The organism is Sorangium sp. So ce590 (genome assembly GCF_051521365.1).
GTDB lineage: Bacteria > Myxococcota_A > Polyangia > Polyangiales > Polyangiaceae > Sorangium.
The window spans coordinates 7,734,842-7,758,299 of record NZ_CP150346.1 but is presented as its reverse complement, the minus strand read 5'-3'; the positions used below and the strand labels follow the sequence as shown (position 1 = coordinate 7,758,299).

The window sequence follows — 23,458 nt, the reverse complement described above, 5'->3', positions numbered from 1 at the left end:
CGTGATCCCCTGGCTCACGTTCCCGACCCTGCCGTTCGGGCTCCACGCGTTCGGCTTGCTGCTCACGCTCTCGGTGGTCGTGAACCACCTCGCGCTCGTGCGGCGCGCTCGCGCGCTCGGGCTCGGCTCGGCGGGGGCGATCGAGGCGCTGGCGATCGGCACGGCGGCCGCGGCGATCGGGGGCGCGTACGGCGTGGGGCGGCTCGTGGGTGGGGGCGGGACGCTCTCGTCGGCGGGCGGGTGCCTCGGGGCCATCGTGGGGCTCGTGGGCCTCGCGCGGGCGCTCCGCATGCCCCTGCTCGCCGCGGCCGACGCGACGGCGTTCGCTTTCCCGTTCGGATGGCTGCTCGCGCGCGCGGCGTGCGCCTTCGCGCACGATCACCCGGGCCGGCTCTCGACATCGTGGCTCGCGGTGCGGTACCCGGGCGGCGCGCGCTTCGACCTCGGCCTGCTGGAGTGGATGGCGACGCCGCTCCTCGTCGGGATCGTCGTCCTCACCTCGCGTCGCGCGTCGCGGCCGGGCGTCGTGACGGGCGCGCTCTCGGTGGCGTACGGGGTCTTGCGTCTCGGGCTCGATTTCTTGCGCGCCGAGGACTTCGGCGGGATGCCGGATCCCCGATGGCAGGGGCTCACGGCGGCGCAGTGGGTTTGCCTCGGGGCGCTGATCCCGCTCGGGATCGCCTTGCTTCGGCTCAAGGCCACCCCGTCGCCGCCCGGAGCACGAGCCCCAGGAGCGAGCTCGTCGCGTTCGCCGCGAGCGCCCACCCGAACGCCCGCCGCGCCGTGATCCCCACCTTCCAGAAGTACGCCGCCTCCACGGCCACCGCGAACCCCTCCGCGAGGACCCCATACCCGAGGAAGTAGCCCGTCTCCCCCAGCACGAAGCGCGGATCGTCTCGGATCACGGCCACGTACAGCGTCCTCCACGCGGCCGGCATCACGAAGCACACGATCGGGTGCGTGATCAGGCTCGCTCCGAACGCGACGAGCGGGCGCACGCCGAGCGCACGTCGGTAGATCGGGACCTCGATCACCTGGGTCAGCACGAACGCCACGCAGGCGCGGACGAGCGTCTCCCCGGTCGACATTCGCGTCAGGCGGAGGCGTGCGCCGGGGAGAGGGCGCGGCGCCCCTCGGCCCAGAGCAACGCGCCCGCGGCGAGCTCGAGGTGGCCGTGGAAGAACGCGAGGCGCAGGTAGCCGTCACGCGCCGCTCCGGGGCCGAAGAACGCCCAGCCGGCGAGCCCGAGCGCGCCGAGCACCGAGAGCCAGAGGATCCACCCGCCGAGGTCCGTCGCGAGCGCCCGGAAGCTCTGCCGGTAGGAGCGCGGCGTCTTGCTCGGCCGGTCGTCCTCGGGCATGAGCCGCAGCCAGACGATGTAGTGCGTCGCCTGCGCGAACGCGTAGAGCACAACGAACCGCTCGGCGAGCGGGCCCGCCGGCGTCGGGCTCAAGGTCCACGCGAGGTGACGCATCTCGAGCCCGGTCCACGGCGCCTCCGCGCCGCCGCTCCACGCGAGCAAGGGCCCCGCCGCGCCGAAGAGCAGCGCCGCCGCGCCCGCCGCGAAGAGCGCGATCGGCACGAGGTGCAGGCGCGTCTGTCGCGGCCGCCAGGCCCACCAGATCACGACGGCGGCGAGGTTGTGCAGGTGCGCGAAGGCGAGGTCCGCGGCGTACCCCGCGCGCTGCGCGACGGCAAAGAGCGCGCCCACGACCCCGAGCCCGACGAGCCGGCGCGGCCACGAGGCGCGCGCCGCGCAGAGCGCGAGCGCCGCACCGAAGAGGCCTCCGCGCACGCCGTAGCCGAGGCCCGCGGCGACGATGCCCGCGCCGATCGCCGCGAGCACGAGAGGCCGCCGGTGCAGGCCCGGGCGCGCCACGAGGTACCGCACGTCCGCGAGCACGTGCGGGATGCCCCAGAGGAGCGGGCCGAGCACGAGCATCACCACGGGCCAGGTCGAGGCGAGGAGAAGCGCGGCGACGAGGAGGGTCGAACCGAGGACGGCGACGCGGCGCTCGCGCTCGACGAGCAGCGAGCGCGAGAGGGAGGGACCGAGGAGGCGCAGGCCGAGGCGGCGCAGGTGATCGAGGCCCGCGAGCGGGGCGTCGAGCGGCGGCGCCGGGATGGCGCCGACCGACCCTGCGAGCACGTGAAGCCGCCCTCCCACGCAAGCCCTCGGCGCGCCTTCAGATGGGGCGCACGTCGGGCGGGGTCGGGACCGCGGGGCGCTGGCTCATGGCTCCGTCCTCGCCGGCGTCCGCGGGCTCGGGGGGCGGGGCAGGGGGCGGTCCGTCGTTGCCGAGGCACATGTCACGGGCGCCGAAGCCGGCGCCGACGAGCGCGAAGAAGCTCAACCGGGACGCCATCCGCAGAAAAGAAGTCTTCATCGATCCTCTCGGTGGACAAAGCAAGGACGGGTGCGCGGGCCCTGGTAGCGCCCTCTCTCATGATAGACGACCTCGGCCGGGTTTGGGAGGACACCGGGGAGCACCACCGACGAACCGATGCGCGGGGAGGGGGGCTCCAGGCTCGCTGCCACCCGAGGTGAGCGCGGCGATTCGCCCTGAGCTCGTCGAATCGTTTCGCTGTCTCTCTTCGCCGCTCGCACGGACCGGACGCGCCTCAGAGCAGCATTCCGCCGCTCGCCTCGATGCGCTGGCCGTTGATCCACTGGCCCTCGGGCGAGAGCAGCAGCGCGACCAGGCCGCCGATGTCGTCGGGGAGCCCGACCCGGCCGAGGGCGGTCTGGGCGGCGATCATCCTGTTGAGCTCGGCGTTGTCGCGCACGGCGCCGCCCCCGAAATCGGTCTCGATCGCGCCCGGCGCGAGCACATTGACCGCGATCTTCCGCGATCCGAGCTCCTGCGCCATGTAGCGGGTGAGCACCTCGACGGCGCCCTTCATCGCGGCGTAGGCGGCGTACCCGGGGAAGGAGAACCGCGTGAGCCCCGACGAGACGTTGAGGATCCGCCCCCCGTCCGCGATGAGCGGAAGGAGCTTCTGCGTGAGGAAGAACGTCCCCTTCAGGTGGACGTTCATGAGAGCGTCGAACTGCTCCTCCGTCGTCTCGGCGAAGCTCGCGTGGGCGCCGATGCCGGCGTTGTTCACCAGGTAATCGAGGCGGTCGCGCCCGAAGCGGCCGGCGAGCTCCGCCTTCACCGCCCCGGCGAACGCGTCGAAGCTGCGCGTATCGGCGGCGTCGAGCGCGAGGGCCGCCGCGGTGCTCCCCTTGGCCTCGATCTGCTTCACCACGTCCGCCGCCTCGGCCGCGCCGCTGCGGTAGGTGATGACGACGCCCACGCCGCGATCGGCGAGGTGGAGGGCCATGCTCTTTCCCAGACCGCGGCTTCCGCCGGTGATGAGGGCGACGGGATTGGGCTTCGATGTGCTCATGATCAGGTCCTTTCGCGGGTGACGCGGCCGCTCGCCGCTGTCTGAGAGCAGGAATAGCGCTCCGTTCCGGGTTGATAAAGGCCGGGAGAACCGACACACTGTTTCGCCAGGCGAAACAATGAGCGTCGACCTGGAGTCGCTGAAGATCTTCGTGAAGGTGGCCGAGCTCGAGAGCTTCACGCGCGCCGGCGAGCACCTCGGGATGCCCAAGGCGCGCGTGTCGCTGCGGCTCAAGGCGCTCGAGGCGGAGCTCGGCAGCCGGCTCCTCCAGCGCTCGACGCGCGTCGTGCGCCTCACGCCGGACGGGGAGGCGCTCCTCCCGCGGGCGCGCCGCCTCGTGCTCGAGGCCGACGACATCGGCGGGATGTTCCAGTCGGCGAGGGCCCTGCGGGGGCGCGTGCGGATCGATCTGCCGGTGAACTTCGCGTGCAACGTCATCATCCCGCGCCTGCCCGAGCTGCTCGCGCGCCACCCCGAGCTCGAGATGGTCGTCAGCACGACCGACCGGCGCGTCGCGCCGCTCCGCGAGGGCTTCGACTGCGTCGTGCGCGTCGGCGCGCCGGGCGACGCGGAGCTCGTCGGCCGCAGGCTCGGCGTCCTGCGGATGATGAACTGCGCGAGCCCGGCGTACCTGCGCAAGCACGGCACGCCCCGTCGACTCGAGGATCTCGACCGGCACCTCGTCGTGCATTACTCGTCGGCGCTCGGCGCCGAGGCGCCGTCGTTCGAGTACCCCGATGACGGCGGCTACCGCGAGCGGCCGATGCGCAGCGTGGTGACGGTCAACGGCGCCGACGCCTATCGCGCGGCGTGCGTGGCGGGCCTCGGCATCATCCAGGCGCCGCGGGTAGGGGTGCTCGAGAGCATCACCGCGGGCGTGCTCGTCGAGGTCCTGCCCGCCCTCACCTGCGCGCCCATGCCGGTCTCGCTCCTCCACACGCACGGCAGGGGCGTGCCGCGCCGCGTGCGCGCGGTGATGAGCTGGATCACCGAGGTGCTCTCTCCGCACCTCGACGCGCTCGACCGCTGAGCGCGCGGGCGTGTTCAATCGATCTGCGCGGTCGTCGAGACTGGCAATCTCCTCTCCCCGCGCGCGCGTTGTTCGGTGTTTGTTCTTCTTGCGTGTGCCCGCTGTCGTCGCGGGTGGGAGCGTCTCGGTATGTCATGAGCCCGCCTGTGCGCTTCACGTGCAGGATAACCAAGCTCGCTTCATCTGGCGAGTTGAAATCGCCAGATCGCTTTTGGTGTGCCCTGTCGCACGGATTGGCAATTGTCGATTGCCGTCGATGAAGTCGGTCCTGTAGGGTCATCACACTACGGCTTGAGGTTAAGACGTACGAAAGGGGAGCGAACGTCATGACATACCTTCCTACTTGTTCTTCCATTGGAGCACAGGGGCTTCGCCGCTTCGGCTGCGTGATCGCGGCGGTGTCTGCGCTCACGGCGCTGTCGGCTCCGGCGAGCGCGCTCCCGGCGTTTCCCGGTGCAGAGGGCTTTGGCGCCGTCGCGACCGGCGGGCGCGGCGGGCGCGTCATCAAGGTCACCAACCTGCGGGCGAGCGGGGCGGGGAGCCTCCAGGCGGCCCTCGACGCGAGCGGGCCGCGCATCATCGTCTTCGACGTGAGCGGCGTGATCGAAGGGGATGCCGTCATCCGCAATGGAAACGTGACGATCGCGGGCCAGACGGCGCCGGGCGCGGGCATCACCGTGCGCGGCCGCCTCCTCTCCAGGTACTCGAACGCGGTCAACAATGTCATTGTAAGATTCCTGCGAGTCCGCCCTGTGTTCGGCGGCTCGGCCGGAGAGCAGTTCGACGGCGCGCAGTTCTCGCTGAACTCGAAGCTGATCCTCGATCACGTCTCCATCGCCTGGGGCGTCGACGAGACCCTGGATCTCTATGAGGCGGATGACGTCACGGTGCAGTGGTCCACCATCGAGTCGTCGTCGACCACGGGCCATCCAGAGGGGGCGCACAATTACGGTCTCATCAACGGCCCTGATGGCCATCGGATCACGATTCATCACAACCTGTTCGCCCATCACAAGGCGAGGTGCCCGGCGGTCGCGAACGGCCCCGCCGATATCCGCAACAACGTGGCTTACAATGTCAGGCACGGGTTCGTGCATCACAACCGGGCGAGCGGCCAGTTCAACATCGTGGGGAACGCGTACATCAAGGGGCCGAGCGATCAGCTGATCCCCTTCTATTTCGACGGCAGCGCCGGCGCGGGGCTCAAGTACTTCCTCGCCGACAACTACATCGACGATCCTGGCAGGTTCACGGGCGTGGTGAACAACCCCTGGCAGAAGCCGTTCCTCCACCCGAGCTTCAGCCGTCTCAACAAGCCCGAGTCGCACCGCGCGTCGTCGCAGTTCAACTTCTCGCGCGACGTCCCGGGGTACATCCCCGTGACGACGCACAGCGCGGCGGACGCCGCTCGGCTCGTCCTCGCGCAGGCGGGCGCGCTGCCGCACGACGTCGTGACGAGAGGCGTCCTTCAGAACATCGAGCGCCGCGACGGCGCGTGGGGCGCTCGCTACGCGAAGAACCTGATGGAAGGGCTCACCCCCGGGAAGGCGCCCGCCGACGCCGACGGCGACGGCATGGCGGACGCGTGGGAGCGCGCGCGCGGCCTCAGCCCGTCCAACGCAGGCGATCACAGCAAGGTGATGTCGTCCGGATACACAGCGGTCGAGGAGTACATCAACGAGCTCGCCGCGGCGCTGATCAGCGATGCCGAGAGCAGCCTGGCGATGCCCCAGGGCGACGAGCTCGACTAGAACACCGGACAGGGTGAGAGGCCGAGCAAGCCGCGCCGCACCGCGTCGCCGCCCAGCTCGTTGCGCAGCCCGTTGCGCCTGCTAGGTTCCCGGCGGCGCTCCACGAGAGCGTCCCGGACGAGACGCGCCGTACCCGGTCAGGACAAGACGACGCAGCCACCACGAGGAGATTCATCTTGTCCTGGCTGTTGTTGCTGTTCGCAGGTCTGCTCGAAGTCTGCTGGGCTATCGGGCTCAAGTACACACACGGCTTCACGCGCCCGCTGCCCACCGTGCTCACGATCTCCGCGATCATCGCGAGCCTCGTTCTCCTCGAGGCCGCGTCGCGGACCCTGCCCATCGGCACGGCTTACGCCGTCTGGGTCGGCATCGGGGCGTTCGGGGCGGCGATCGCCGGCATCGTTCTGTTCGGCGAGCCTGCGACGCCCGCGAGGCTCGGCTTCCTCGCGTTGCTCGTCGTGTCCATCCTCGGCCTCAAGCTGTCGAGCGCCTGAGCGATCTCCGCTCCCGCGCGCACGACCGACCGCCTCGGGTCGACTAACCTCCTCTCCATGCACGGAACCCCCGAAGCCCGCGCCCTGCACGCGCAGTTCCCCGCCATCGATCTCCACGCCGACAGCCTCATGTGGGCGCGCTGGGTCGGCTACGATCTGCACGAGCGCCACGAGCCGCCGCTGCCGCTCGCTGCCCTGGCCGGGCACGTCGATGTCCCCCGCCTCGTCGAGGGCGGCGTCGGCGCGCAGTTCTTCGGCCTGGTCTCGGTGCCCATCGGGCAGCGGCGCGGGCTCGCCGCCGTCGTCGACGAGCAGATCGACCTCCTGGAACAGGCCGTCCGCGCGCAGCCGGGCCGCCTCACGAAGGCGCTCACCGCCGAGGACATCGAGGCGGCGAGCGCCCGCGGCGCCGTCGCGGCGCTGCTCGGGATCGAGGGGGCGCACGCCCTCGAGGGCGACCTCGACACGCTCGAGCGCTTCGCGCGGCGCGGCGTGCGCTACCTCGGGCTCTGCCATTTCAGCGCCAACGACGTGTGCTATCCCGCCTACGGCCGCGGGCGCAGGGACGGCGAAGGCCTCACCCCCTTCGGCCGCGAGGTCGTGCGCCGCGCCGAGGATCTCGGCGTCATCGTCGACCTCGCGCACATCAACCGCGCTGGCTTCCTCGAGGCGTGCGCGCTCGCGCGCCGGCCACCCATGGTCAGCCACACCGGTGTTGCCGGCGCGTTCGAGCACTGGCGCAACATCGATGACGAGCAGCTCCGCGCCCTCGCCGACCGCGGCGGGTGCGCCGGGATCATCTTTTGCCCGCTCTACCTCGGCGGCAACGGCCTCGCCCCCGTGGTCAAGCACCTCCTGCACATCATCAACGTTGCCGGCGAGGACACCCCCGCGCTTGGATCCGATTGGGACGGCTTCATCGTTCCCACACGAGAGCTGTGCGATGCCGCCCATCTTCCGCTCTTGACGGATGCGCTGCTCCAAGCTGGGTTGAGCGAGCGTGTCATCGGCAAATTGCTGCGTGATAACGTAATGCGCACCTTGGGCGATAATCCACTTCCAACGAGGCTCCAGGCTGCGTAGTCTCGCTCGACAGGGCCGTCGGGGTGGGTGGTCCCTCCGGCGCTGCACGAACTCATCCTCACGCGGAGCGGATGCAGGCCATGACTCTCCATCGCCTCGCTGCACAGGGCTATGCCACTGCAGCGGATGCTTATGAGAAGGGGCGCCCCGACTACCCGCGCGGCGCGATCGAGCTCCTGCTCGATACCCTCCGCATCGACGCCGCGAGCACCGTGCTCGATCTCGGCGCGGGGACCGGCAAGCTCACGCGCCTCCTCGTGCCGACGGGCGCCCGGCTCCTCGCGCTCGAGCCGGTCGAGGGGATGCGCCGCAAGCTGGGCCAGATGGTCCCGTCGGCCATCCCGCTCGACGGCGTGGCCGAGGCGATCCCCCTGCCCGAGGCGTCGGTCGACGCCGCGGTCGCCGCGCAGTCGTTCCACTGGTTCCACGGCGATCTCGCGCTCACCGAGATCCACCGGGTGCTCCGGCCGAGGGGGCGCCTCTCCCTGCTCTTCAACCTGCGGGACGAGCGCGTCGACTGGGTCGCTCGCATCTCCCACATCCTCGACCGCTACGGCCGGGATGCTCCGGTCCACCGGTTCGGGGCCTGGCGCCAGCCTTTCTCCGACTCCCGCCTCTTCGCGTCGATCCGGGAGCATGAGCTCACCCACACGCAGGAGCTCGATCTCGACGGGCTCCTCGAGCGCATCGCCTCGACCAGCTACATCTCCGCGCTCCCCCTGAAGGAGCGGTACGCGGTCCTGAACGATGTCCGCGAGCTGGCCGGGAACCACCCGGACCTCGCGGGCAAGAGCGTGTACCTCTTTCCGTACCGGACGCTCGTGGCCTCCTACGAGCGGCGCTGAGCGTCCCGCGCGCCCGCCGAGCATCCCGTGCGCCCGCTGCGGGGTGCGCCGTGCTAGAGCGGCGCCGCATGTCGGCGCATGAAGTCGTGATCGTCGGCGGCGGGCCGGCGGGCCTGAGCACGGCGATCTTCCTTGCCCACCATCGCCCGGCCCTCACCGACAGGATCGTGGTGCTCGAGAAGGAGCGCTACCCGCGGGACAAGTGCTGCGCGGGGGGGCTCGGCGAGCGAGCGGACAGGGCGCTCGCGGCGATCGGGGTGACGATCGACGTGCCCTCGGTCGTGGTGCACGGCGTCAGCGCGGCGTTCCAGACCGGCGAGATCGCGCTCCGCGAGGGGAACATCGGCCGCGTCGTCCGGCGCGTCGAGTTCGATCGCGCCCTCGCCCTCGCCGCGCGGGCGAGAGGCGTCCGGATCGTCGAGGGGGCGCGGGTCACCGGCGCCTCCTTGAGCCCCCACGGCGCCCGGATCGAGAGCTCGGCCGGGGCCTTCGACGGCCGCGTCGTCGTCGGCGCGGACGGGGTCGGCAGCGTCGTTCGCCGCGCGATGGGGCTGCCGTTCGGCAGGCTGCGCGCGCAGGCCGTCGAGGTCGACACCGAGCCCGTCGCGGCGGACCGGGCGCGCGACCTCCTGCACTTCGAGATGCGGGACCGCTCGTTCCCCGGCTATCTGTGGGATTTTCCCACGATCGTGGGCGGGCGCGAGCTCGTCTGCCGGGGAGCGTACGTGCTGCACGAGGGCGCCCTCGGCGCAGCGCGCCCCGCGCCCGACGCCGAGCGCGTCCTCCGGAGCCGGCTCGCGGCGCTCGGCCTCGACCCGGACCGCTACCGGCGGAAGCGCTTCGCCGAGCGCGGTCTCGACCGGAGGGCCGCGGTCGCGCGGCCTGCGGTCCTGCTCGTCGGCGAGGCCGCGGGCATCGATCCGATGCTGGGAGAGGGGATCGCCCAGGCGATCACGTACGGCGCCCTCGCGGGCGAGTACCTCGCCGAGAAGCTCGAGGCCCGCGATCTCGGGTTCCACGACTGGGCCCGGCGCGTCGAGCGCTCGCTGCTCGGTCTGGACATCCGGTTCCGCCGCCGGGTGATGCGCGCCTTCTACGGCGCGCCGCGGGAGCGCGTCGAGCGCTATCTCCTCGGCGAGCCGTCGTTCCTGCGCTTCGGCATGCGCCACTTCGCCGGCAGACCTCAGCCGGCGCCCGACGCGCTCCGCGCCGCGGCGACGGGCGCGCTCGTCGTCGGCCGGCTCGGGATCGAGCGTCTCGTCGCGTCGATCCCGCCGCGGGGCGTGGATGGCGATGGCGATGGCGCGCACCCGTAGCGACCCGCGCCGCGCCGGTGCGCGCCGGCCCCCCTCGACAGCACCATGCTAGCATCGCCGGCCATGATCGCGCCGATTCAGCCGGCGGCCGGGATGCTCTTCGGAGAGTTCCGGATCGTTCGACCTCTCAGCGCCGGGGGCATGGGCGCCGTGTACATCGCCGAGCAGGCGAGCACCGGCAAGCTGCGCGCCCTCAAGCTCATGCATCCCCAGCTCTGCGCGGACACCCGCCTGCGCGAGCGCTTCGAGCAGGAGGCGCGGGTCGGCGCGCTGGTCGAGAGCGATCACATCGTGCAGGTGATCGGCGCCGGCATCGACCCGGCGAGCGGCGTGCCGTGGCTCGCGATGGAGCTGCTCGAGGGGGAAGACCTCGCGCAGCGCATGAAGCGCTGCGGCCCGCTCCCGCCCCAGGAGGTGCACGAGATCTTCCAGCAGCTCTGCCACGCGCTCGGCGCCGCCCACCGGGCGGGCGTGGTCCATCGGGACATGAAGCCGCAGAACGTCTTCCTCGCGAAGACGCACAGCGCGACGGCGCCGTGGTCGGTCAAGGTCCTCGACTTCGGCATCGCGAAGATCGCCGCGGAGGCGAGCACGATGGCGACCGCGTCGCTCGGCACGCCGCTCTGGATGGCGCCCGAGCAGACGGAAACGCGCGGGCAGATCGCGCCGGCGACCGACGTGTGGGCGCTCGGGCTCATCGCCTTCGCGATGCTCACCGGCCGCACGTACTGGCGCGCCGCGAACGACCCGATGGGCACCGCGATGCCCGTGCTGCTCCGCGAGATCCTCTTCGAGCCGATCGACCCGGCCTCGACGCGCGCGACGGCGCTCGGGAGTGCCGGCAGCATCGTGCACCCGTTCGACGCCTGGTTCGCGCGCTGCCTCGCGCGCGAACCGTCGCAGCGCTTCCAGACGGCGCAGGAGGCGTTCGACGCGCTCGGGCCGGCGCTCTTCGTCGACCCGCGCGGCGCCGCGATCTCGGTGGCGCCGCCCGGCATCGCGGCGGCGGCTGTCACGGCGGCGGGGACGGCCTCGCGCCTCTCGATGACCGGCCCGACCGAGGTGGCCGCCGACGCGCAGCGTCCGCCGTCAGCGGCCCCCGGCGCGCGCTGGGGTGCGCCGCCTTCCTCGCAGCCGGCGGATCGGTCGCGGCAGGGCGCGTCCTCTCCGCCGGCGAGCGCGCCGGCCCTGGCGAGCAGCGCGCCGGCGGAAGCCCCCCCGCGGCCGGCCTGGTGGAGGCCCATGCTGCTCCTCGCGGGCGGCCTGCTCGGCGGCGCCGCGGCGGCGGCGGCGCTCGCGTTCGCCACCGGCCGCACGCCGCGCGATGTCGAGCTGGTGCAGCGCCTGCCCGCGCCGGCGCACCCCATGGTGGTCAGCACGGGCCGCGGCGACGAGGCGCGCCCGCCGGCGCCGGCCGCCGGCGCGGACGGCGCGGACGCCCAGCAGCCGGCGCCCGGCCCTCGCCACGGGCCGGTGCTCCTGCCGAAGGCCCCGCGCCCCTCGCGCGAAGGCGGCGCGCCCGCGACCACGGCGCAGCCGAGCGCGGCGAGGCCGTTCGATCACGCGGCGGCCCACGCCGCGCTGCAACGCAAGGGGTCGACCGCGCCGGTCCACTGCAAGGGCAGGGAGGGGCCGAAGGCGGTGACGGCGCGTGTGTTCTTCAACCCCGCGGGCGCGGTGCAGCGCATCGGGATCGATCCGAGGGTCGCGATGACCCCGGCCGGGAGCTGCGTGCACATGGTGCTCGGCTCCACGCGGGTGCCGCCGTTCGACGGGAACGAGCTCCAGGAGGTCTCGACGACCGTCGCGATCGAGTGAGCTCCGCGGGCCGAGCTAGAGCACCGATCACGTTGCGCGACCGAGAAATGGACCGCCAAGGCGCCAAGGACGCCAAGAATTTGTTCTCTTCTTGGCGTCCTTGGCGCCTTGGCGGTTCGAAATTCTGCTCTTTTCAGGCAGTTTCAACCCGTTTGTCGCTCTAGCCGCCGGCCGGCCCGGTCACGGGCCCTCGGAGACGCACTCGCCCTCGCCGCGGAAGTGCCCGAGCGTGCCCGAGAGCGCCGCGACGAACGCACCGAGATCATTGATATTTCCGGCGCTGCCCGTGCCGTAGCCGCCCTCCTGGATCGCGACGAGGCGCACCGCGGCGAGCTCCTCCAGGGTGACGGCGCCGTCGCCGTCGGCGTCCGCGGCGGCGATCGGCGCGAAGCGGCGCGAAGCGGCCGCGGACTGGAGGTCGTCGTAGAAGAAGTGGTCGCCGTGGATCGTGAGCTCCACGGTGTCGGTGCCGCCGTTCGTGACGAGGACGCCCTCGGTCTCCTTGCCGGCCTTCTCGCCCTGGCAGTCGGCGTAGCGCGTCGCGAGCGAGAAGGTCCAGTCGAGGCGCTTCTCGTCGCCCCCGTCCCCCTTCCGCGCGATCGCCTCGATGTGCACCGACGCGCCCGCTGCCAGCATCAGCGCCTTGTCCTCCTCGGTCGCCCCGTCGAGCGCGGTGTCCGCGTCCACCGGGCCGATCTCGTAGGAGACGCGCTCCCAGGGCTTCGCCTCGAGGCCCTCGAACGTCACCACCGGCTTCACGCCGGGCTTCGTGTGGTCGTACAGGATCGAGCCCTCCATCCGCGCACCGACGTTCCCCTCGCGATCGGCGACGGTCACGTTCCGGAGGACGAACAGGAACTTCTCGTACCGGACGCTCCAGCCGTCCTCGAGATCCGCGGCCGGGATCTCCTGCTCGATGTACTCCTCTCCCCACGTCGAGAACGCCACGCTCCCGGCCCCCGACGCGCCGTCATCGCCGCAGCCGGCGAGCGCCGTCGCGGCGAGCGACAGCGTCGCCGCGTACATTCCTCCGGTGATCCTCATCGCTCCTTCGCTTTCTCTTGCTCTTGCGGGGCGCCGGGCGCGAACGAGAGCGCGTAGGCCGTCCCCTTCTTGAGGCCCCGCGCGAAGCCGCGCCGGGCCTGGCTCTCCGGCTCGAGATCGGCCGGCGCGCCGTCGTCGCTCACGGCCACGTCCTCGAAGTCGACCTGGTCGAGCCAGACCGCCGGCTTGACCACGAGCGTGACGACGCCGGGCCCGTCGAGGTAGATCTCCTCGAAGACGCACCCCTCCACCGCCGGCTCGCCGGTCGCGTCGCTGACGACGTCCGCGAGCAGGGCGCGCGCGCGGAACACGCGCGCGACGTCGCCCTTCTCGGCGCGGCCCTCGAGGGCGACGACGTGCCCGTCGAGCTCCGCGGCGAACGGGCCCGCTGCCGGCGCGCCGAACGTGAAGCGCGCGGATCGCACGACGCCGCTCACCGCGTCGGCGTCCGCGAGCGCGGTCGCCCCCTCCAGCAGGTCGACCGAGGTGGGCTGCGTCATCTGGCCCCTCGCCTCGCCGGCTCGATAATGGCCCGGGTGGGCGTGCGCCTCCGGAACGGCCCACCGGGCGAGCCGGTCGAGCAGCGAGGGCGCGCCGCCGCGGCCCGGCGCCGCGCGCAGCGCCGTGAACGGCGCGCCCTCGAAGTAGTAGAGCGGCCCGACCGACAGGTGCGCCTTCGACAGGGTGATCGTCCAGCCGAGCGCGTTCGTGAACGGCTCGGCCGGCGCCGCGTCGGCGGCGATCTCGGTCGCGAGCGTGAGGCGCTTGCCGGCGGTCGAGTCGCCGCCCGCGGCGCCGCACCCGGCGGCGAGCGCGCCCGCGGCGAGGAGCCCCGCCGCGGCGAGCGCGGCGCGCCGGCGGGGCCTTTCGTGTGCTGTGGTGGATGTCATCGAGGACCTCATCCGAGAAAGAGCGAGAGCGAGACGAGGAAGCTGCGCGGGGCGCCGACCGTCACGTGCCGCGCGGGCAGGAGGTCGGGCGCCGCGCCCCGGGTGAAGCTCGACGGGTAGACGAACTCGCCGTCGAACCAGGCCGCGTCGAGGAGGTTGTAGACGTCGAGCCCGAGCTCGACGCGGTGGTAGCGGACGTGCGCCGTCACGTCGGTGAGGAGCGCGTCGCGCCCGAGCTCTCCGTACGGCAGCGGGCGTCCGTGGAGCAGCGTCGCGCCGGCGCCCGCGCGGGCCTCGAGGCGCCGGCCGAACAGCGCGCCGAGGCGCGGCGTCACCGCGAGATCGGCGCGCGCGACGACCTGCGGCACGAACGGGAGGAGATCGCCCGCCGCGTGGCGCCCGCCCGCGGCGGTGAAGGCGGCCCGGGTGTAGGTCAGGCCGACGCTCGACACGAGCCACGGCGCGGGGCGCGCGACAGCGTCGAGGGCCACCCCGGTGCGGGCCGTGGCGGGGACGGGCTCGTTGCGGCCGGTCGCCTCGTCGAAGACGAGATCCTCGCTGAGGCGCGCGTGGAACAGCGCCGCCGACGCCCTCACGAGCTCGTCCGCGTAGCGGAGCCCGGCCTCTGCGGAGAGCGCGCGCGTGAAGGGGGTCCGCTCGCCCTCGCCGAGGCTGCGCGCCTGGGGCGAGCGGAACCCCTGGCCCGCGCTGGCGAGCGCGTGCAGCCCGGGGAGCAGCGTCACGTCGATCGTGCCCTTGCCGCCCACGTGGACGCCCTGCGCGCTGCGCGCCTGCGCGCCCTCGCCGGCATGGTCGACGACCTGGTAGGCGAGCCCGTCGGCGCGCAGCCCGCCGCGCACCGTGACCCGCCGCGCCGGCCGGATCGACGCGTCGAGGTAGCCGGCGAGGTCTGTCGCGCGGACCTTCGCGTCGACGAGCGTCGCGGTCGGCCGGCCGTCGACGGCCGCGAGGCGCCGCTGCGATTGCTCGATCCAGTCGGTGCGCGCGACGACGCCCGCCTCGAACGTGTCGCGCTCCGACAGCACCGGGAACCTGAGCCGGTACGAGGCGGTCGCGCCCGCCGTGATCGCCTCGTTGAGCTGCTGGGTGGCGTCGCCGGAGGTCGGATCCGCGAGGTAGCCGGTGAAGTTCGAGCGCAGGCGGAGCGCGCGCAGCACGACGAACGGCGCGAGCGAGAGGCCCTCGCCGCGGGCGGCGTCGCCGCCGGACGAGCGCAGGTCGACGACGAGCTGCGCGCGCGACGAGTCGCCGCCCTGATCCGGGTCGTACGAGGCGAAGCGGTCGACCTTGCCCGCCTCGAGGTCGTCGAGGCGCAGCACGCCGGCGGAGCCGAAGCGCGAGGCGAACGCCGACACCATCACGCGCGCGCGGACCCCCGCGAGGGGCTCGTAGACGCCCTGCGCGATGGCCGAGGTCCGGCTCGCGGCGCGGGCGGGGCCGAAGCCGTCGGTCGTGTACGCCTCGAACGCGGCGAACGTTGTCTCCTCGGCGTGCTCGGGGTGGTAGGCGAGGAAGAGCCGGCGCGCGCCGAACGAGCCGGCGGAGGCGGTGGCGGTGATCCCCGGCTCGTCGTAGCCGAGCTCGAGGCGCACGGTGCCGGCGACGGCGAAGTCCCCCTGGCGCGGATCGTACGACCCGGGTTGCGCGCGGAGCTCGCGGATCACCTCGGGCATCACGAAGTGGAGATCGGCGTAGCCCTGCCCGTGGACGTTGGACACCTCGTTGACCGGCGCGCCCGCGATCCAGATCTCGAGGTCCTGCCCGTGGACCGCGTCGAAGCCGCGGAAGAAGATCTGGTGGGCCTTGCCCTCGCCGCTGTGCTGGGCGGCGAACACGCCCGGCACGAGCTGCAGCACGTCGCTCGCGGTGCGGTGGGGCGCGGCCCGCACCTCGGCCCGCTCCCGCACCGCCTCGGAGGCGCTGCGCGGCGGCGGCGCGCCCTGCACAACGACCGCGATCGGCGCGGCGTCGCCGGTCGCGGCCTCGGCCGCCGCGGGCGGCGGAGGGGCGGCGGCGTCACCGGCGCGCGCCGGGACGGCGGCCGTGGTGATAAGGAGCGGCGCGAGCGCCGTGCGCAGGGAGAGGATCACAGCGGGACCGCTACGTAGCACGTTTTTCTGAATTCGTGCTACGCGGCTGGATGCGCTCGCTCGCCTGGGATCCCACCGGCGCGCCTGCTAGAGGTTTCAGGCGGCCGGCGCGGGGTGTCCGCGGCGTTCCTTGTCGCTGGCCGCGGGGCGCCGCACCGGGACGAGCAGGAGCTATTTTTCGATGCCCGCTCGATTCGTGGGATGGAGCGGAGCGCGACAGCGGTCGCGACAAGATGTCGCATTCAGGTTGGTGATGACGCGGCCTATCGTGGCGCGCATCGTTCCTTGGTTCCTCAGGAGGACTCTCATGAAACGCGGTCTTCGTGCGTCATGGCTCTTGTTCCCGCTGGTCGGGGCGGCGCTCTCGCTCACGGCGTGCGGCAGCGATGGTGGGGGGAGCCCCGCCGATGGCACATCATCGACCTCGACGGGCGCCGCCGGCGGCGGGGCCGGCGGCGAGGGGGGGAGCGGCGAGGCAGGCGGCGGCGGGGCCGGGGGCGGCGACGCGGCGGTCGCTGTCGAGCTGCAGTTCGAGGGCCGCGTCCGTGACGAGGTGTTCTCCTGCAGCGACACGTACGCTGTCGGCACCGCGGCGACGGACGTGAAGCTCAACGACTTCCGCCTGTACATTCACGATGTACGCCTGCGCCGCGCGGACGGCGAGGAGGTGCCGCTCTCGCTCGAACAGGACGGGCTGTGGCAGCACGAGAACGTCGTGCTCCTCGATTTCGAGGACAGGTCGGGCAGCTGCGCCAACGGGACGCAGGAGACGAACGGGCTCGTGCGCGGGACGGTTCCGGCCGGGGAGTACGATGGCCTGTCGTTCAAGCTCGGCGTCCCGTTCGAGCTCAACCACGGCGACGCTTCGGTCGCGCCGTCGCCGCTCAACCTGACCGGGCTGTTCTGGAGCTGGCAGGCCGGGTACAAGTTCCTGCGCATCGACAGCGTCTCCGAGGTGGGCGCGATCCCCTTCATCGTGCACATCGGGAGCACCGGCTGCGTCGCCGGCGAGGGCGGCGAGGTGACCGCGTGCGACCGCCCCAACGTGGCCGAGATCGTCATCCAGGACATCGATCCGCTCACGACGAAGGTGCTCGTCGACTATGCGGCGCTCGTTTCGGACACCGACGTGTCGGGGAACGCCGGCGGCACGCCTGGCTGCATGTCCGACGCGACGGATCCCGACTGTCCGCCGCTGTTCCTCCACCTCGGCATCGACACCGCCGACGGCTCGCCGCGCCCCGAGCAGCAGTCGTTCTTCAGGATAGACTAGGAGCCATGACGATGTTCGCTCTGGTGACCGCCCTCCGCCGCTCCGCGCTCTCCTCTGCCCTGGCCGCGCTGGCGGCCCTCGCCTGTGCCTGTGGCGACGTCTCGCCGGGCGCGGGCGGGCCTTCGGGGGAGGGCGCCGGCGGCCAGGGCGGGGGCGATGGTGGACATGGCGGGGGAGGCGACGCGGGCCCGTACGTATGGGGGCTGCCGCCGGGCTTTCCCGTGCCGAAGGTCCCCCAGGACAACCCGATGTCGTCGGTCAAGGTCGAGCTCGGCAGGCGGCTGTTCTACGACAGGCGCCTGTCCGGCAACGGCACGTACTCCTGCGGCTCGTGCCATGTCCAGGAGCTCGCGTTCACCGACGGCCTCGCGAGCGCCAAGGGGTCGACCGGCCAGCTGCACTCGCGCGGCTCGATGGCCCTGGTCAACGTCGCTTACCTCACGACGCTGACCTGGGGGAACCCGCTCCTCGACACGCTCGAGGAGCAGGCGCTCCTTCCCATGTTCGGCGAGACGCCTGTCGAGCTCGGGCTCGTGGGCATGGAAGAAGAGCTGTTCGAGCGGCTCCGGGGCGAGCCGCTGTACCAGGAGCTCTTCCCCGCGGCCTTCCCCGGCGACGAGGCCCCCATCGACCTCGCCAACATCACGAAGGCGATCGCGGCGTTCGAGCGGTCGCTGCTCTCGTACCGCTCGCCCTACGACCGGTACCGCTACGACGGCGACCCTTCGGGGATGCCGGACGCGGCGCTGCGCGGCATGGATCTCTTCTTCTCCGAGAAGCTCGAGTGCTTCCACTGCCATGGCGGCTTCAACCTGTCGGACTCGGTGCAGCACGACGGGACCACCTTCACGGAGGTGATGTTCCACAACACGGGTCTCTACAACATCGGCGGGAGCGGGGATTACCCCGAGGGCAACGCCGGGGTCTACGAGATCTCCGGCAACGAGGCGGACATGGGCCGGTTCCGCGCGCCCACGCTGCGCAACATCGCCCTCACGGCGCCGTACATGCACGACGGCAGCGTCGCGACGCTCGAGGAGGTGCTCGACCATTACGCCGCGGGAGGGCGCACGATCGAGGACGGCCCCAACGCCGGTGTGGGGAGCGAGAACAAGTTCAAGAGCGAGCTCATCACCGGGTTCGATCTCACAGCAGAGGAGAAAGCAGACGTGATCGCCTTCTTGCAGAGCTTGACCGACGATGCGTTTCTGAAGGACCCGCGCTACGCGGATCCGTGGGCGGAGGCGCCGTGAGCCGGGCCCCCATCCTCCAGAGGGCGCTCCTCGTCCCCGCGCTGGCGGCGCTCGTGTCGGCCGCGATGTACGCCGGCGCGTGCGGCCACGACCACGACCACGGGGACACGTCGAGCGGGACATCGTCCGGACCGGACCTGGACGACGTCATCTACGAGGGCGGCGCGACCGACGAGGCGCTGCTCGCGCTGCTCGCGGCGGAGCCGAAGGACGAGCCGTCGCAGGGGACGGTGTTCGACGCGCCCGCGGAGGGCGCGACGCTCGCTGGCGACGCCGCGCCGGAGCTGACCTTCCATGTCGCGGGCGCGGCGCAGTGGACGGCCCCTCGGGCCGCGCCGGCGCTGCGGTTCGCGGGCGCCGCGGCGGGGGCGGGGGATTTCGGCGCGGCGGGGGGGGCGCTCTGGGCGGAGGTCGGCGCGCTCCTCGGGCCGGTGCGCGCGGCGCGGGCGCACGGGACGCCCATCAACGGGCGCGCCTACTTCCTTGTCTTCTCGACTGCAGAGCGCGACGGGCTGCTCCGGGTGTTCACGACGAAGCTGAGCTACACGCCGGACGCGGCGGCCTGGGAAAAGCTCCGCGCTGCCGGCGCGCCGATCACCGCCAGCGTGATCAACGCGGTGTTCGAGAACAACCGCATCGTGCAGGGCGGCGGACCGTTCCCCGGCGAGCCGGTCTCCTTCTCCGTGGCGCCCTGAGGGCCTCCGTGGCGCCCTGAGGGCCTCCGTGGCGCCCTGAGGGCCTCCGTGGCGCCCTGAGGGTCCGGTGGCGCCCTGGAGGCTGAGGGCCTCTCCGTGACGCCCTGAGGGCCTCCGTGGCGGCCCGGAGGCCCTCCGTCGCGCAGGAGGGTGGTCCGTCCCCGCGCGCACGCATCTTCCCGCGCTCCGGGAGCCCCCGTGCGCCGCCCCGGAGCGGCCGAGCGGCTTCTCGGCCCGCGCTGTGTGGCCAGCCCCGACGCCCTCCCGAGGGCTACCAGCAGCCGCGGCGCTGACCCATGTAGCGCGTCGGGGGATCTTCATCATGACCATGAGGACGAGCGGGCGGACGGAGCTCGATGCAAGCGCAGGGCACGCGGAGTCCGCGATCACCAACAGCCTGGAGCAGGTGCGCGACATCCTGTGCGGCGCCCAGCTCCGCGAGCTCGCTCGCCGGCTCTCGCACACCGACGCTCAGGTCGCCGCCCAGGCGGAGGAGCTCCGGATCGAGGCGCGACGGCGCCTGGACGTGCTGGAGGCGCACGTGCGCAGGGAGATCGAGGCGCTCAGCGCGTCGACCGAGGCCCACCGCGCGGCCAGCGCCGGCGCGCTCGGCAACGTCGCGCGCGATTCGCGCGAGGCGCTCGAGCTGCTCGATCAGCGGGTCCAGCGGCTGGAAGATCTCGTGGAGCGCACGCAGCGCGAGCTCCGGCAACAGCTGCTCGAGCAGTCCAAATCGTTCCTCGACGAGACGCGGCGTACGCGGAGCGAGCTGAGCAACCTGCTCGAGCGCGAGCTCGCCGCCATGTGGGCCGACAGCATCGACGCGGGCGCGCCGGACACGCCGACGCGCGAGGGAGCCGCGGAGTCCGAGCGGTACCAGAAGACGGAGCGCCGCTCGGACGAGGCCGCGTGAGGCGACGGCGCCGCTCCGGTGAGCGGGTGCGGGCGCGGAGGTCCGGAGACGAACGATGGGACAGCCGAGAGCGCGTCGCGGGGCACCCTCGCCGGTGAGGACGCTCGAAGACCTCCGCCCCCTGCTCGTGGGCCCCGAGCAGCGCCGCATCCGGCGGCTCGAGGAGCGGCTGGACCAGTCCATGGCCGAGATGGTCGCGGGGGTGCTGCCCGAGGCCGTGATCGAGAGCCGCAAGAAGGGCGAGGCGCTCTCGTGGGCGCTGGAGCCGCTCATCGCCGCCGCGATCCACGAGCGCGTGCGCCGCGACCCGGGGTCGTTCGCGGAAGCGATCTCCCCCGCCATGGGGCCGGCCATCCGCGGGGCCGTGGCCTGCGCTCTCCGGGCGATGATCCAGCGCCTCAACGAGGCGCTCGCCCTCGGCCTTTCCTGGGAGAGCCTGCGCTGGCGCCTCGAGGCGCGCCGCACGGGGCGTTCTTTCGCCGAAGTGGTGCTGCTCCGCTCGATGGTCTACCGGACCGAGCAGCTCTTCCTTGTCCACCGCGGGACGGGGATCGTCCTCGAGCACGTGAGCGCCAAGGACATCCCCTACAGGGATCCCGATCAGGTCTCGGCGATGCTCACCGCCATCGACGCGTTCGCCCACGACGCGTTTCGGACCGATGCGCGGCTGGAGCGCTTTCGCGTGGGAGATCTCACGGGGTGGGTGGAGCATGGCCCGTCGGCCCTCCTCGTGGCCATCGTGCGCGGCGTGGCGCCGCCGGCGTACGGGACCGTCCTGTGCGAGGCGCTGGAGCGCGTTCACCTCGCGTACGGGGGCGAGCTCGCCGGCTTCCGCGGCGATCGGACGCCGTTCTCCGGCGCCCGCGAGCTGCTCTCGAGCTGCCTGCAACAGCAACGCAAGCCGGCCCCGGGCCGAGGTCGGGCCGCGGTCGCGGCGGCCGCCGTGCTGGCCGCGCTCGCCGCGACCGCCCTCGTCTTCTGGATGCGCGCCTCGTGGGAGGACCAGCGCCGCTTCGCCGACTGCGTCGAGGCGCTGCGGCGCGAGCCCGGCCTGCTGGTGACCGCGGCGGAGCGGCGCGACGGCCATGTCGCGCTCACGGGCCTGCGCGATCCGCTCGCCGCCGATCCGAGGGCGGTCATCGAGCGCGGCGTCCCCGCGCCCCCGGCGGTCACGCTGCGCTTCGAGCCCTTCTATTCTCTCCACCCGCAGATCGTCGAGCGCCGGGCGGCGCGGGCGCTGGAGCCGCCGCCGGGGGTCTCTCTTTCGCTGCGCGACGGCGTCCTCGTGGCCAGCGGCGTCGCGCCCGAGCGCTGGATCGAGCGCGCGCGCTGGTCGGCGGCGGTGCTCCCGGGCGTCTCGGGGTTCGACGGCGAGCGCCTGCAGGCCCAGGAGTCGATCGACCGGGCGCGCGCCGCGGCGAGATCCCTCGAGGGGATCGAGCTCCTCTTCCGCCGCGGCGCTGCGCGGCTCTCCTCCGGGCAGCGCGCGCGCGTCGACGAGGCCGCGGCCGCGGCCGAGCGGCTGTTCGCGCTCGCGCGCGAGGCCGGCATGACCGCCGAGATCCGCGTGATCGGCTACGCGGATCCGGTCGGGTCGGAGGCGTCGAATCGAGCGCTCAGCGCGGCCCGCGCGGAGCACGTCGCGGCCGAGCTCGGCGCGCGCGGGATCCCGGCCGACCGGCTGCGCGCGAGCGGCGCGGGCCTGCGGCGCGAGCTCCTGTCCCCGTCCTGCCCCGGGGGAGCGGCGCCGAGCGGGTGCATCACCGGCGCGGACGCGCGGCGCGCGCGCAGCGTGATCTTCCTTGTGGACCTGCGCGCGGCGAGCAAGGAGTGAGTCATGGCGGAGAAACGCAAGGTCTGCGTGCTGGGCGCCACGGGGGTCGGCAAGACGAGCCTCGTCGCCCGCTTCGCGCGCAGCATCTTCTCCGAGTCTTACCTGACGACCATCGGCGTGACGATCGAGACGCGGCGCGTGAGGTGCGATGATCGCGAGCTCGACCTCGTCCTCTGGGACCTGAGCGGAGAGGACGAGTTCCAGGACGTCCAGATATCGTACGTGCGCGGCTCCGCGGGCTTGCTCCTCGTCATCGACGGCACGCGGCGCTTCACGGTGGAGACGGGGCTCCGCCTCCACGCCGCCGCGCGGGCGACGGCCGGGGAGCTCCCGTCCGTCGTCGCCCTGAACAAGGCCGATCTCACGGCAGCGTGGGAGATCGACGAGGCCGCCGAGGCCAGGCTGAGGAGGGCGGGCCTCCTGGTCGCGAGGACGAGCGCCAAGACCGGCGCCGGGGTCGAGGGCGCGTTCAGCGCGCTCGCGCGCGCCATGCTGGCGAGCGATGCGCCCTTGTGGCGGGGCTGATGGACGTGGACACCTGGCTCCTCTCGGCGCTGGACAAGCTCGTGCTCGAGCGCCTGCGCGACGGCGCCTTCGTCGTCCGCGGCGAGCCGCCGCCGTGGTTCCTCCGGCTCGGGATCGCGCCGCCGTGGCGCGATACGCCGCTCCGGATCGATCGCGCGCTGCCGTTCCTGGAGGTGTTCCTCCCCGAGGCGGAGCGGGCCTGGTCCACGGACGCATCGCGGAGCGCGCGAGCCGACTGCTGGACGCAGGGGGGCGTGCAATCCGACTGCTGGACGCAGATGACCGAGGACGACGAGGCGCTGCACCTCGAGGCGACGGCGCTCTGTGTGGGCTCCTCGCGGCTGCTCGTGATCACCCGGAACGACGCGCTGTTTCACGAGCGCCGCCGCGTCCTCCAGCGGGCGCGCGAGCTGCGCCTCGTGCACGAGGCGCTGTCGCGCGAGGTCGAGCGGAAGGACGTCCTCGTCCACTGCATCGTCCACGACCTCTCCGGCCCGCTGAACAGCCTCCTCGGCGCCCTGTCCCTGCTGCAGGAGCAGCCGCTCCCCGAGAAGTGCGGCGCGCTCGCCGCGGTCGCGCTGAAGGCCGCCCTGCGGCAGCGCGAGCTCATCCGGGAGATCCTCGACACCTTCGCCGCCGAGGGGGCCGCGCTCGATGCCTCCGGCGGCGAGCTCGCCGAGGTGGCGGACCTGCGCGGCACCGTCGCTCAGGTCGTCGAGGGGCTCCTGCCCATGGCGTGCAGCCGGTGTGTTCGCCTGGAAGGACCGCCGGAGAGCGGCGGGGGACCGCCGTGCTGCGTCGTCGGCGAGGGGCGCAGGCTCGCGCGCGTCGTCTCCAACCTCGTCGAGAACGCGCTCCGCTTCGCGCCTGCGCGCACGTCGGTGCGGGTCCTCGTGCACGAGGACGAGCCCGGGTGGGCTCGCCTGACGGTGGAGGACGAGGGCCCGGGCGTCTCGCCTGCCATCGCGCCGCGCCTGTTCCAGAAGTTCGCGTACGGCCGCGACCCGGGGGCGGGCAGCGGCCTCGGGCTCTACGGCGCCCGGATCGCGGTGGAGCGGTGGGGCGGGGCGATCGGCCACGAGGCGCGGCCGGAAGGAGGGGCGAGGTTCTGGGTCCGGCTGCGGCGCGTCGGCGCGGCGGGCGAGGCGGCGGGCGGCGGGGCCCAGTGCGAGACGCGAAGGGAGTGATGA

At 72.9% G+C, this 23,458-nt stretch carries 22 protein-coding genes and 1 riboswitch; of the genes, 15 read left to right on the top strand and 7 right to left on the bottom strand.

Features of this window, described 5'->3' with window-relative positions; translation table 11 throughout:
• The first annotated feature begins 1 nt into the window (after position 1).
• The gene (locus tag WMF28_RS29095; RefSeq protein WP_437596592.1) at positions 2-787 is read left to right on the top strand and encodes a prolipoprotein diacylglyceryl transferase family protein; all 786 of its coding nucleotides are present in this window, start codon (positions 2-4) and stop codon (positions 785-787) included.
• On the opposite strand, the gene WMF28_RS29090 is transcribed toward WMF28_RS29095, so the two are convergent.
• From WMF28_RS29090 to WMF28_RS29075, 4 genes are all read right to left on the bottom strand, one after another.
• On the bottom strand, positions 693-1,088 hold the full coding sequence (locus WMF28_RS29090; protein WP_437596591.1) for a hypothetical protein: 396 nt from the start codon (positions 1,086-1,088) through the stop codon (positions 693-695). The genes WMF28_RS29095 and WMF28_RS29090 overlap by 95 nt on opposite strands.
• Positions 1,089-1,093: 5 nt before the next feature.
• Positions 1,094-2,149 carry a hypothetical protein gene (locus tag WMF28_RS29085; protein ID WP_437596590.1) on the bottom strand — a complete coding sequence of 352 codons (1,056 nt, stop codon included), beginning with the start codon at positions 2,147-2,149 and terminating at the stop codon, positions 1,094-1,096.
• 37 nt (positions 2,150-2,186) lie between these two features.
• The gene (locus tag WMF28_RS29080) at positions 2,187-2,387 is read right to left on the bottom strand and encodes a hypothetical protein (protein WP_437596589.1); all 201 of its coding nucleotides are present in this window, start codon (positions 2,385-2,387) and stop codon (positions 2,187-2,189) included.
• A gap of 235 nt (positions 2,388-2,622) precedes the next feature.
• A complete protein-coding gene (locus WMF28_RS29075; protein ID WP_437596588.1) occupies positions 2,623-3,393 on the bottom strand; it encodes an SDR family NAD(P)-dependent oxidoreductase in 771 nt (256 codons plus the stop codon).
• Positions 3,394-3,511: 118 nt separating this feature from the next.
• On the opposite strand from WMF28_RS29075, the gene WMF28_RS29070 reads away from it, so the two are divergent.
• The 7 genes from WMF28_RS29070 to WMF28_RS29040 all read left to right on the top strand — a co-directional run bounded on the left by WMF28_RS29070 (position 3,512) and on the right by WMF28_RS29040 (position 11,730).
• Positions 3,512-4,423 (top strand): LysR family transcriptional regulator, encoded by a 912-nt coding sequence (locus tag WMF28_RS29070; protein WP_437596587.1) that lies wholly within the window; start codon positions 3,512-3,514, stop codon positions 4,421-4,423.
• Between the two features lie 326 nt (positions 4,424-4,749).
• Complete coding sequence (locus WMF28_RS29065) at positions 4,750-6,174, top strand: pectate lyase family protein (RefSeq protein WP_437596586.1); 1,425 nt, start codon at positions 4,750-4,752, stop codon at positions 6,172-6,174.
• Positions 6,175-6,265: 91 nt separating this feature from the next.
• Positions 6,266-6,331, top strand: a riboswitch (guanidine-III (ykkC-III) riboswitch).
• Positions 6,332-6,350: 19 nt separating this feature from the next.
• Positions 6,351-6,668, top strand: a complete 318-nt coding sequence (gene sugE, locus WMF28_RS29060; protein WP_437596585.1) for a quaternary ammonium compound efflux SMR transporter SugE — start codon at positions 6,351-6,353, stop codon at positions 6,666-6,668.
• Positions 6,669-6,725: 57 nt separating this feature from the next.
• The gene (locus WMF28_RS29055) at positions 6,726-7,751 is read left to right on the top strand and encodes a dipeptidase (protein ID WP_437596584.1); all 1,026 of its coding nucleotides are present in this window, start codon (positions 6,726-6,728) and stop codon (positions 7,749-7,751) included.
• Positions 7,752-7,831: 80 nt separating this feature from the next.
• Entirely contained in the window at positions 7,832-8,596 is a 765-nt protein-coding gene (locus WMF28_RS29050; RefSeq protein WP_437596583.1) for a class I SAM-dependent methyltransferase, read from the top strand.
• A gap of 68 nt (positions 8,597-8,664) precedes the next feature.
• On the top strand, positions 8,665-9,912 hold the full coding sequence (locus tag WMF28_RS29045; protein WP_437596582.1) for an NAD(P)/FAD-dependent oxidoreductase: 1,248 nt from the start codon (positions 8,665-8,667) through the stop codon (positions 9,910-9,912).
• Between the two features lie 63 nt (positions 9,913-9,975).
• Positions 9,976-11,730, top strand: coding sequence for a protein kinase domain-containing protein (locus WMF28_RS29040; protein ID WP_437596581.1), 1,755 nt, complete (start codon positions 9,976-9,978; stop codon positions 11,728-11,730).
• A gap of 180 nt (positions 11,731-11,910) precedes the next feature.
• Here WMF28_RS29040 and WMF28_RS29035 read toward each other — a convergent pair whose 3' ends face one another.
• Genes WMF28_RS29035 through WMF28_RS29025 form a run of 3 tightly spaced genes read right to left on the bottom strand, consistent with a single transcriptional unit; the run spans position 11,911 to position 15,775 of the window.
• A complete protein-coding gene (locus tag WMF28_RS29035; protein ID WP_437596580.1) occupies positions 11,911-12,774 on the bottom strand; it encodes a hypothetical protein in 864 nt (287 codons plus the stop codon).
• Positions 12,771-13,664, bottom strand: coding sequence for a hypothetical protein (locus tag WMF28_RS29030; RefSeq protein WP_437596579.1), 894 nt, complete (start codon positions 13,662-13,664; stop codon positions 12,771-12,773). Before WMF28_RS29030 ends, WMF28_RS29035 begins: the two co-directional genes overlap by 4 nt.
• An 8-nt stretch (positions 13,665-13,672) precedes the next feature.
• The gene (locus tag WMF28_RS29025; RefSeq protein WP_437596578.1) at positions 13,673-15,775 is read right to left on the bottom strand and encodes a TonB-dependent receptor; all 2,103 of its coding nucleotides are present in this window, start codon (positions 15,773-15,775) and stop codon (positions 13,673-13,675) included.
• Between the two features lie 307 nt (positions 15,776-16,082).
• Between WMF28_RS29025 and WMF28_RS29020 the strand changes: the two genes are divergently transcribed.
• The 7 genes from WMF28_RS29020 (at position 16,083) to WMF28_RS28990 (ending at position 23,455) form a co-directional block, all read left to right on the top strand.
• Positions 16,083-17,048, top strand: coding sequence for an MbnP family copper-binding protein (locus tag WMF28_RS29020; RefSeq protein WP_437596577.1), 966 nt, complete (start codon positions 16,083-16,085; stop codon positions 17,046-17,048).
• A 5-nt stretch (positions 17,049-17,053) separates the two neighbouring features.
• The gene (locus WMF28_RS29015) at positions 17,054-18,301 is read left to right on the top strand and encodes an MbnH family di-heme enzyme (RefSeq protein WP_437596576.1); all 1,248 of its coding nucleotides are present in this window, start codon (positions 17,054-17,056) and stop codon (positions 18,299-18,301) included.
• On the top strand, positions 18,298-18,996 hold the full coding sequence (locus WMF28_RS29010; protein WP_437596575.1) for a hypothetical protein: 699 nt from the start codon (positions 18,298-18,300) through the stop codon (positions 18,994-18,996). The genes WMF28_RS29015 and WMF28_RS29010 overlap by 4 nt, the downstream gene beginning before the upstream one ends.
• Positions 18,997-19,318: 322 nt before the next feature.
• Positions 19,319-19,909, top strand: a complete 591-nt coding sequence (locus WMF28_RS29005) for a hypothetical protein (RefSeq protein ID WP_437596574.1) — start codon at positions 19,319-19,321, stop codon at positions 19,907-19,909.
• A gap of 94 nt (positions 19,910-20,003) precedes the next feature.
• Positions 20,004-21,743, top strand: a complete 1,740-nt coding sequence (locus tag WMF28_RS29000; RefSeq protein ID WP_437596573.1) for an OmpA family protein — start codon at positions 20,004-20,006, stop codon at positions 21,741-21,743.
• 3 nt (positions 21,744-21,746) lie between these two features.
• Complete coding sequence (locus WMF28_RS28995; protein WP_437596572.1) at positions 21,747-22,268, top strand: Rab family GTPase; 522 nt, start codon at positions 21,747-21,749, stop codon at positions 22,266-22,268.
• Complete coding sequence (locus tag WMF28_RS28990) at positions 22,268-23,455, top strand: sensor histidine kinase (protein WP_437596571.1); 1,188 nt, start codon at positions 22,268-22,270, stop codon at positions 23,453-23,455. Before WMF28_RS28995 ends, WMF28_RS28990 begins: the two co-directional genes overlap by 1 nt.
• The last annotated feature ends 3 nt before the right edge of the window (positions 23,456-23,458 follow it).

What these genes read in the sequence shown, in the direction of transcription:
- WMF28_RS29090 (WP_437596591.1), bottom strand. Translation starts at nt 1,088, where the DNA reads ATGTCGACCGGGGAGACGCTCGTCCGCGCCTGCGTGGCGTTCGTGCTG.
- WMF28_RS29080 (WP_437596589.1), bottom strand. Translation starts at nt 2,387, where the DNA reads ATGAAGACTTCTTTTCTGCGGATGGCGTCCCGGTTGAGCTTCTTCGCG.
- WMF28_RS29075 (WP_437596588.1), bottom strand. Translation starts at nt 3,393, where the DNA reads ATGAGCACATCGAAGCCCAATCCCGTCGCCCTCATCACCGGCGGAAGC.
- WMF28_RS29070 (WP_437596587.1), top strand. Translation starts at nt 3,512, where the DNA reads ATGAGCGTCGACCTGGAGTCGCTGAAGATCTTCGTGAAGGTGGCCGAG.
- WMF28_RS29065 (WP_437596586.1), top strand. Translation starts at nt 4,750, where the DNA reads ATGACATACCTTCCTACTTGTTCTTCCATTGGAGCACAGGGGCTTCGC.
- WMF28_RS29055 (WP_437596584.1), top strand. Translation starts at nt 6,726, where the DNA reads ATGCACGGAACCCCCGAAGCCCGCGCCCTGCACGCGCAGTTCCCCGCC.
- WMF28_RS29050 (WP_437596583.1), top strand. Translation starts at nt 7,832, where the DNA reads ATGACTCTCCATCGCCTCGCTGCACAGGGCTATGCCACTGCAGCGGAT.
- WMF28_RS29045 (WP_437596582.1), top strand. Translation starts at nt 8,665, where the DNA reads ATGTCGGCGCATGAAGTCGTGATCGTCGGCGGCGGGCCGGCGGGCCTG.
- WMF28_RS29040 (WP_437596581.1), top strand. Translation starts at nt 9,976, where the DNA reads ATGATCGCGCCGATTCAGCCGGCGGCCGGGATGCTCTTCGGAGAGTTC.
- WMF28_RS29035 (WP_437596580.1), bottom strand. Translation starts at nt 12,774, where the DNA reads ATGAGGATCACCGGAGGAATGTACGCGGCGACGCTGTCGCTCGCCGCG.
- WMF28_RS29030 (WP_437596579.1), bottom strand. Translation starts at nt 13,664, where the DNA reads ATGACATCCACCACAGCACACGAAAGGCCCCGCCGGCGCGCCGCGCTC.
- WMF28_RS29020 (WP_437596577.1), top strand. Translation starts at nt 16,083, where the DNA reads ATGAAACGCGGTCTTCGTGCGTCATGGCTCTTGTTCCCGCTGGTCGGG.
- WMF28_RS29015 (WP_437596576.1), top strand. Translation starts at nt 17,054, where the DNA reads ATGACGATGTTCGCTCTGGTGACCGCCCTCCGCCGCTCCGCGCTCTCC.
- WMF28_RS29005 (WP_437596574.1), top strand. Translation starts at nt 19,319, where the DNA reads ATGACCATGAGGACGAGCGGGCGGACGGAGCTCGATGCAAGCGCAGGG.
- WMF28_RS28995 (WP_437596572.1), top strand. Translation starts at nt 21,747, where the DNA reads ATGGCGGAGAAACGCAAGGTCTGCGTGCTGGGCGCCACGGGGGTCGGC.
- WMF28_RS28990 (WP_437596571.1), top strand. Translation starts at nt 22,268, where the DNA reads ATGGACGTGGACACCTGGCTCCTCTCGGCGCTGGACAAGCTCGTGCTC.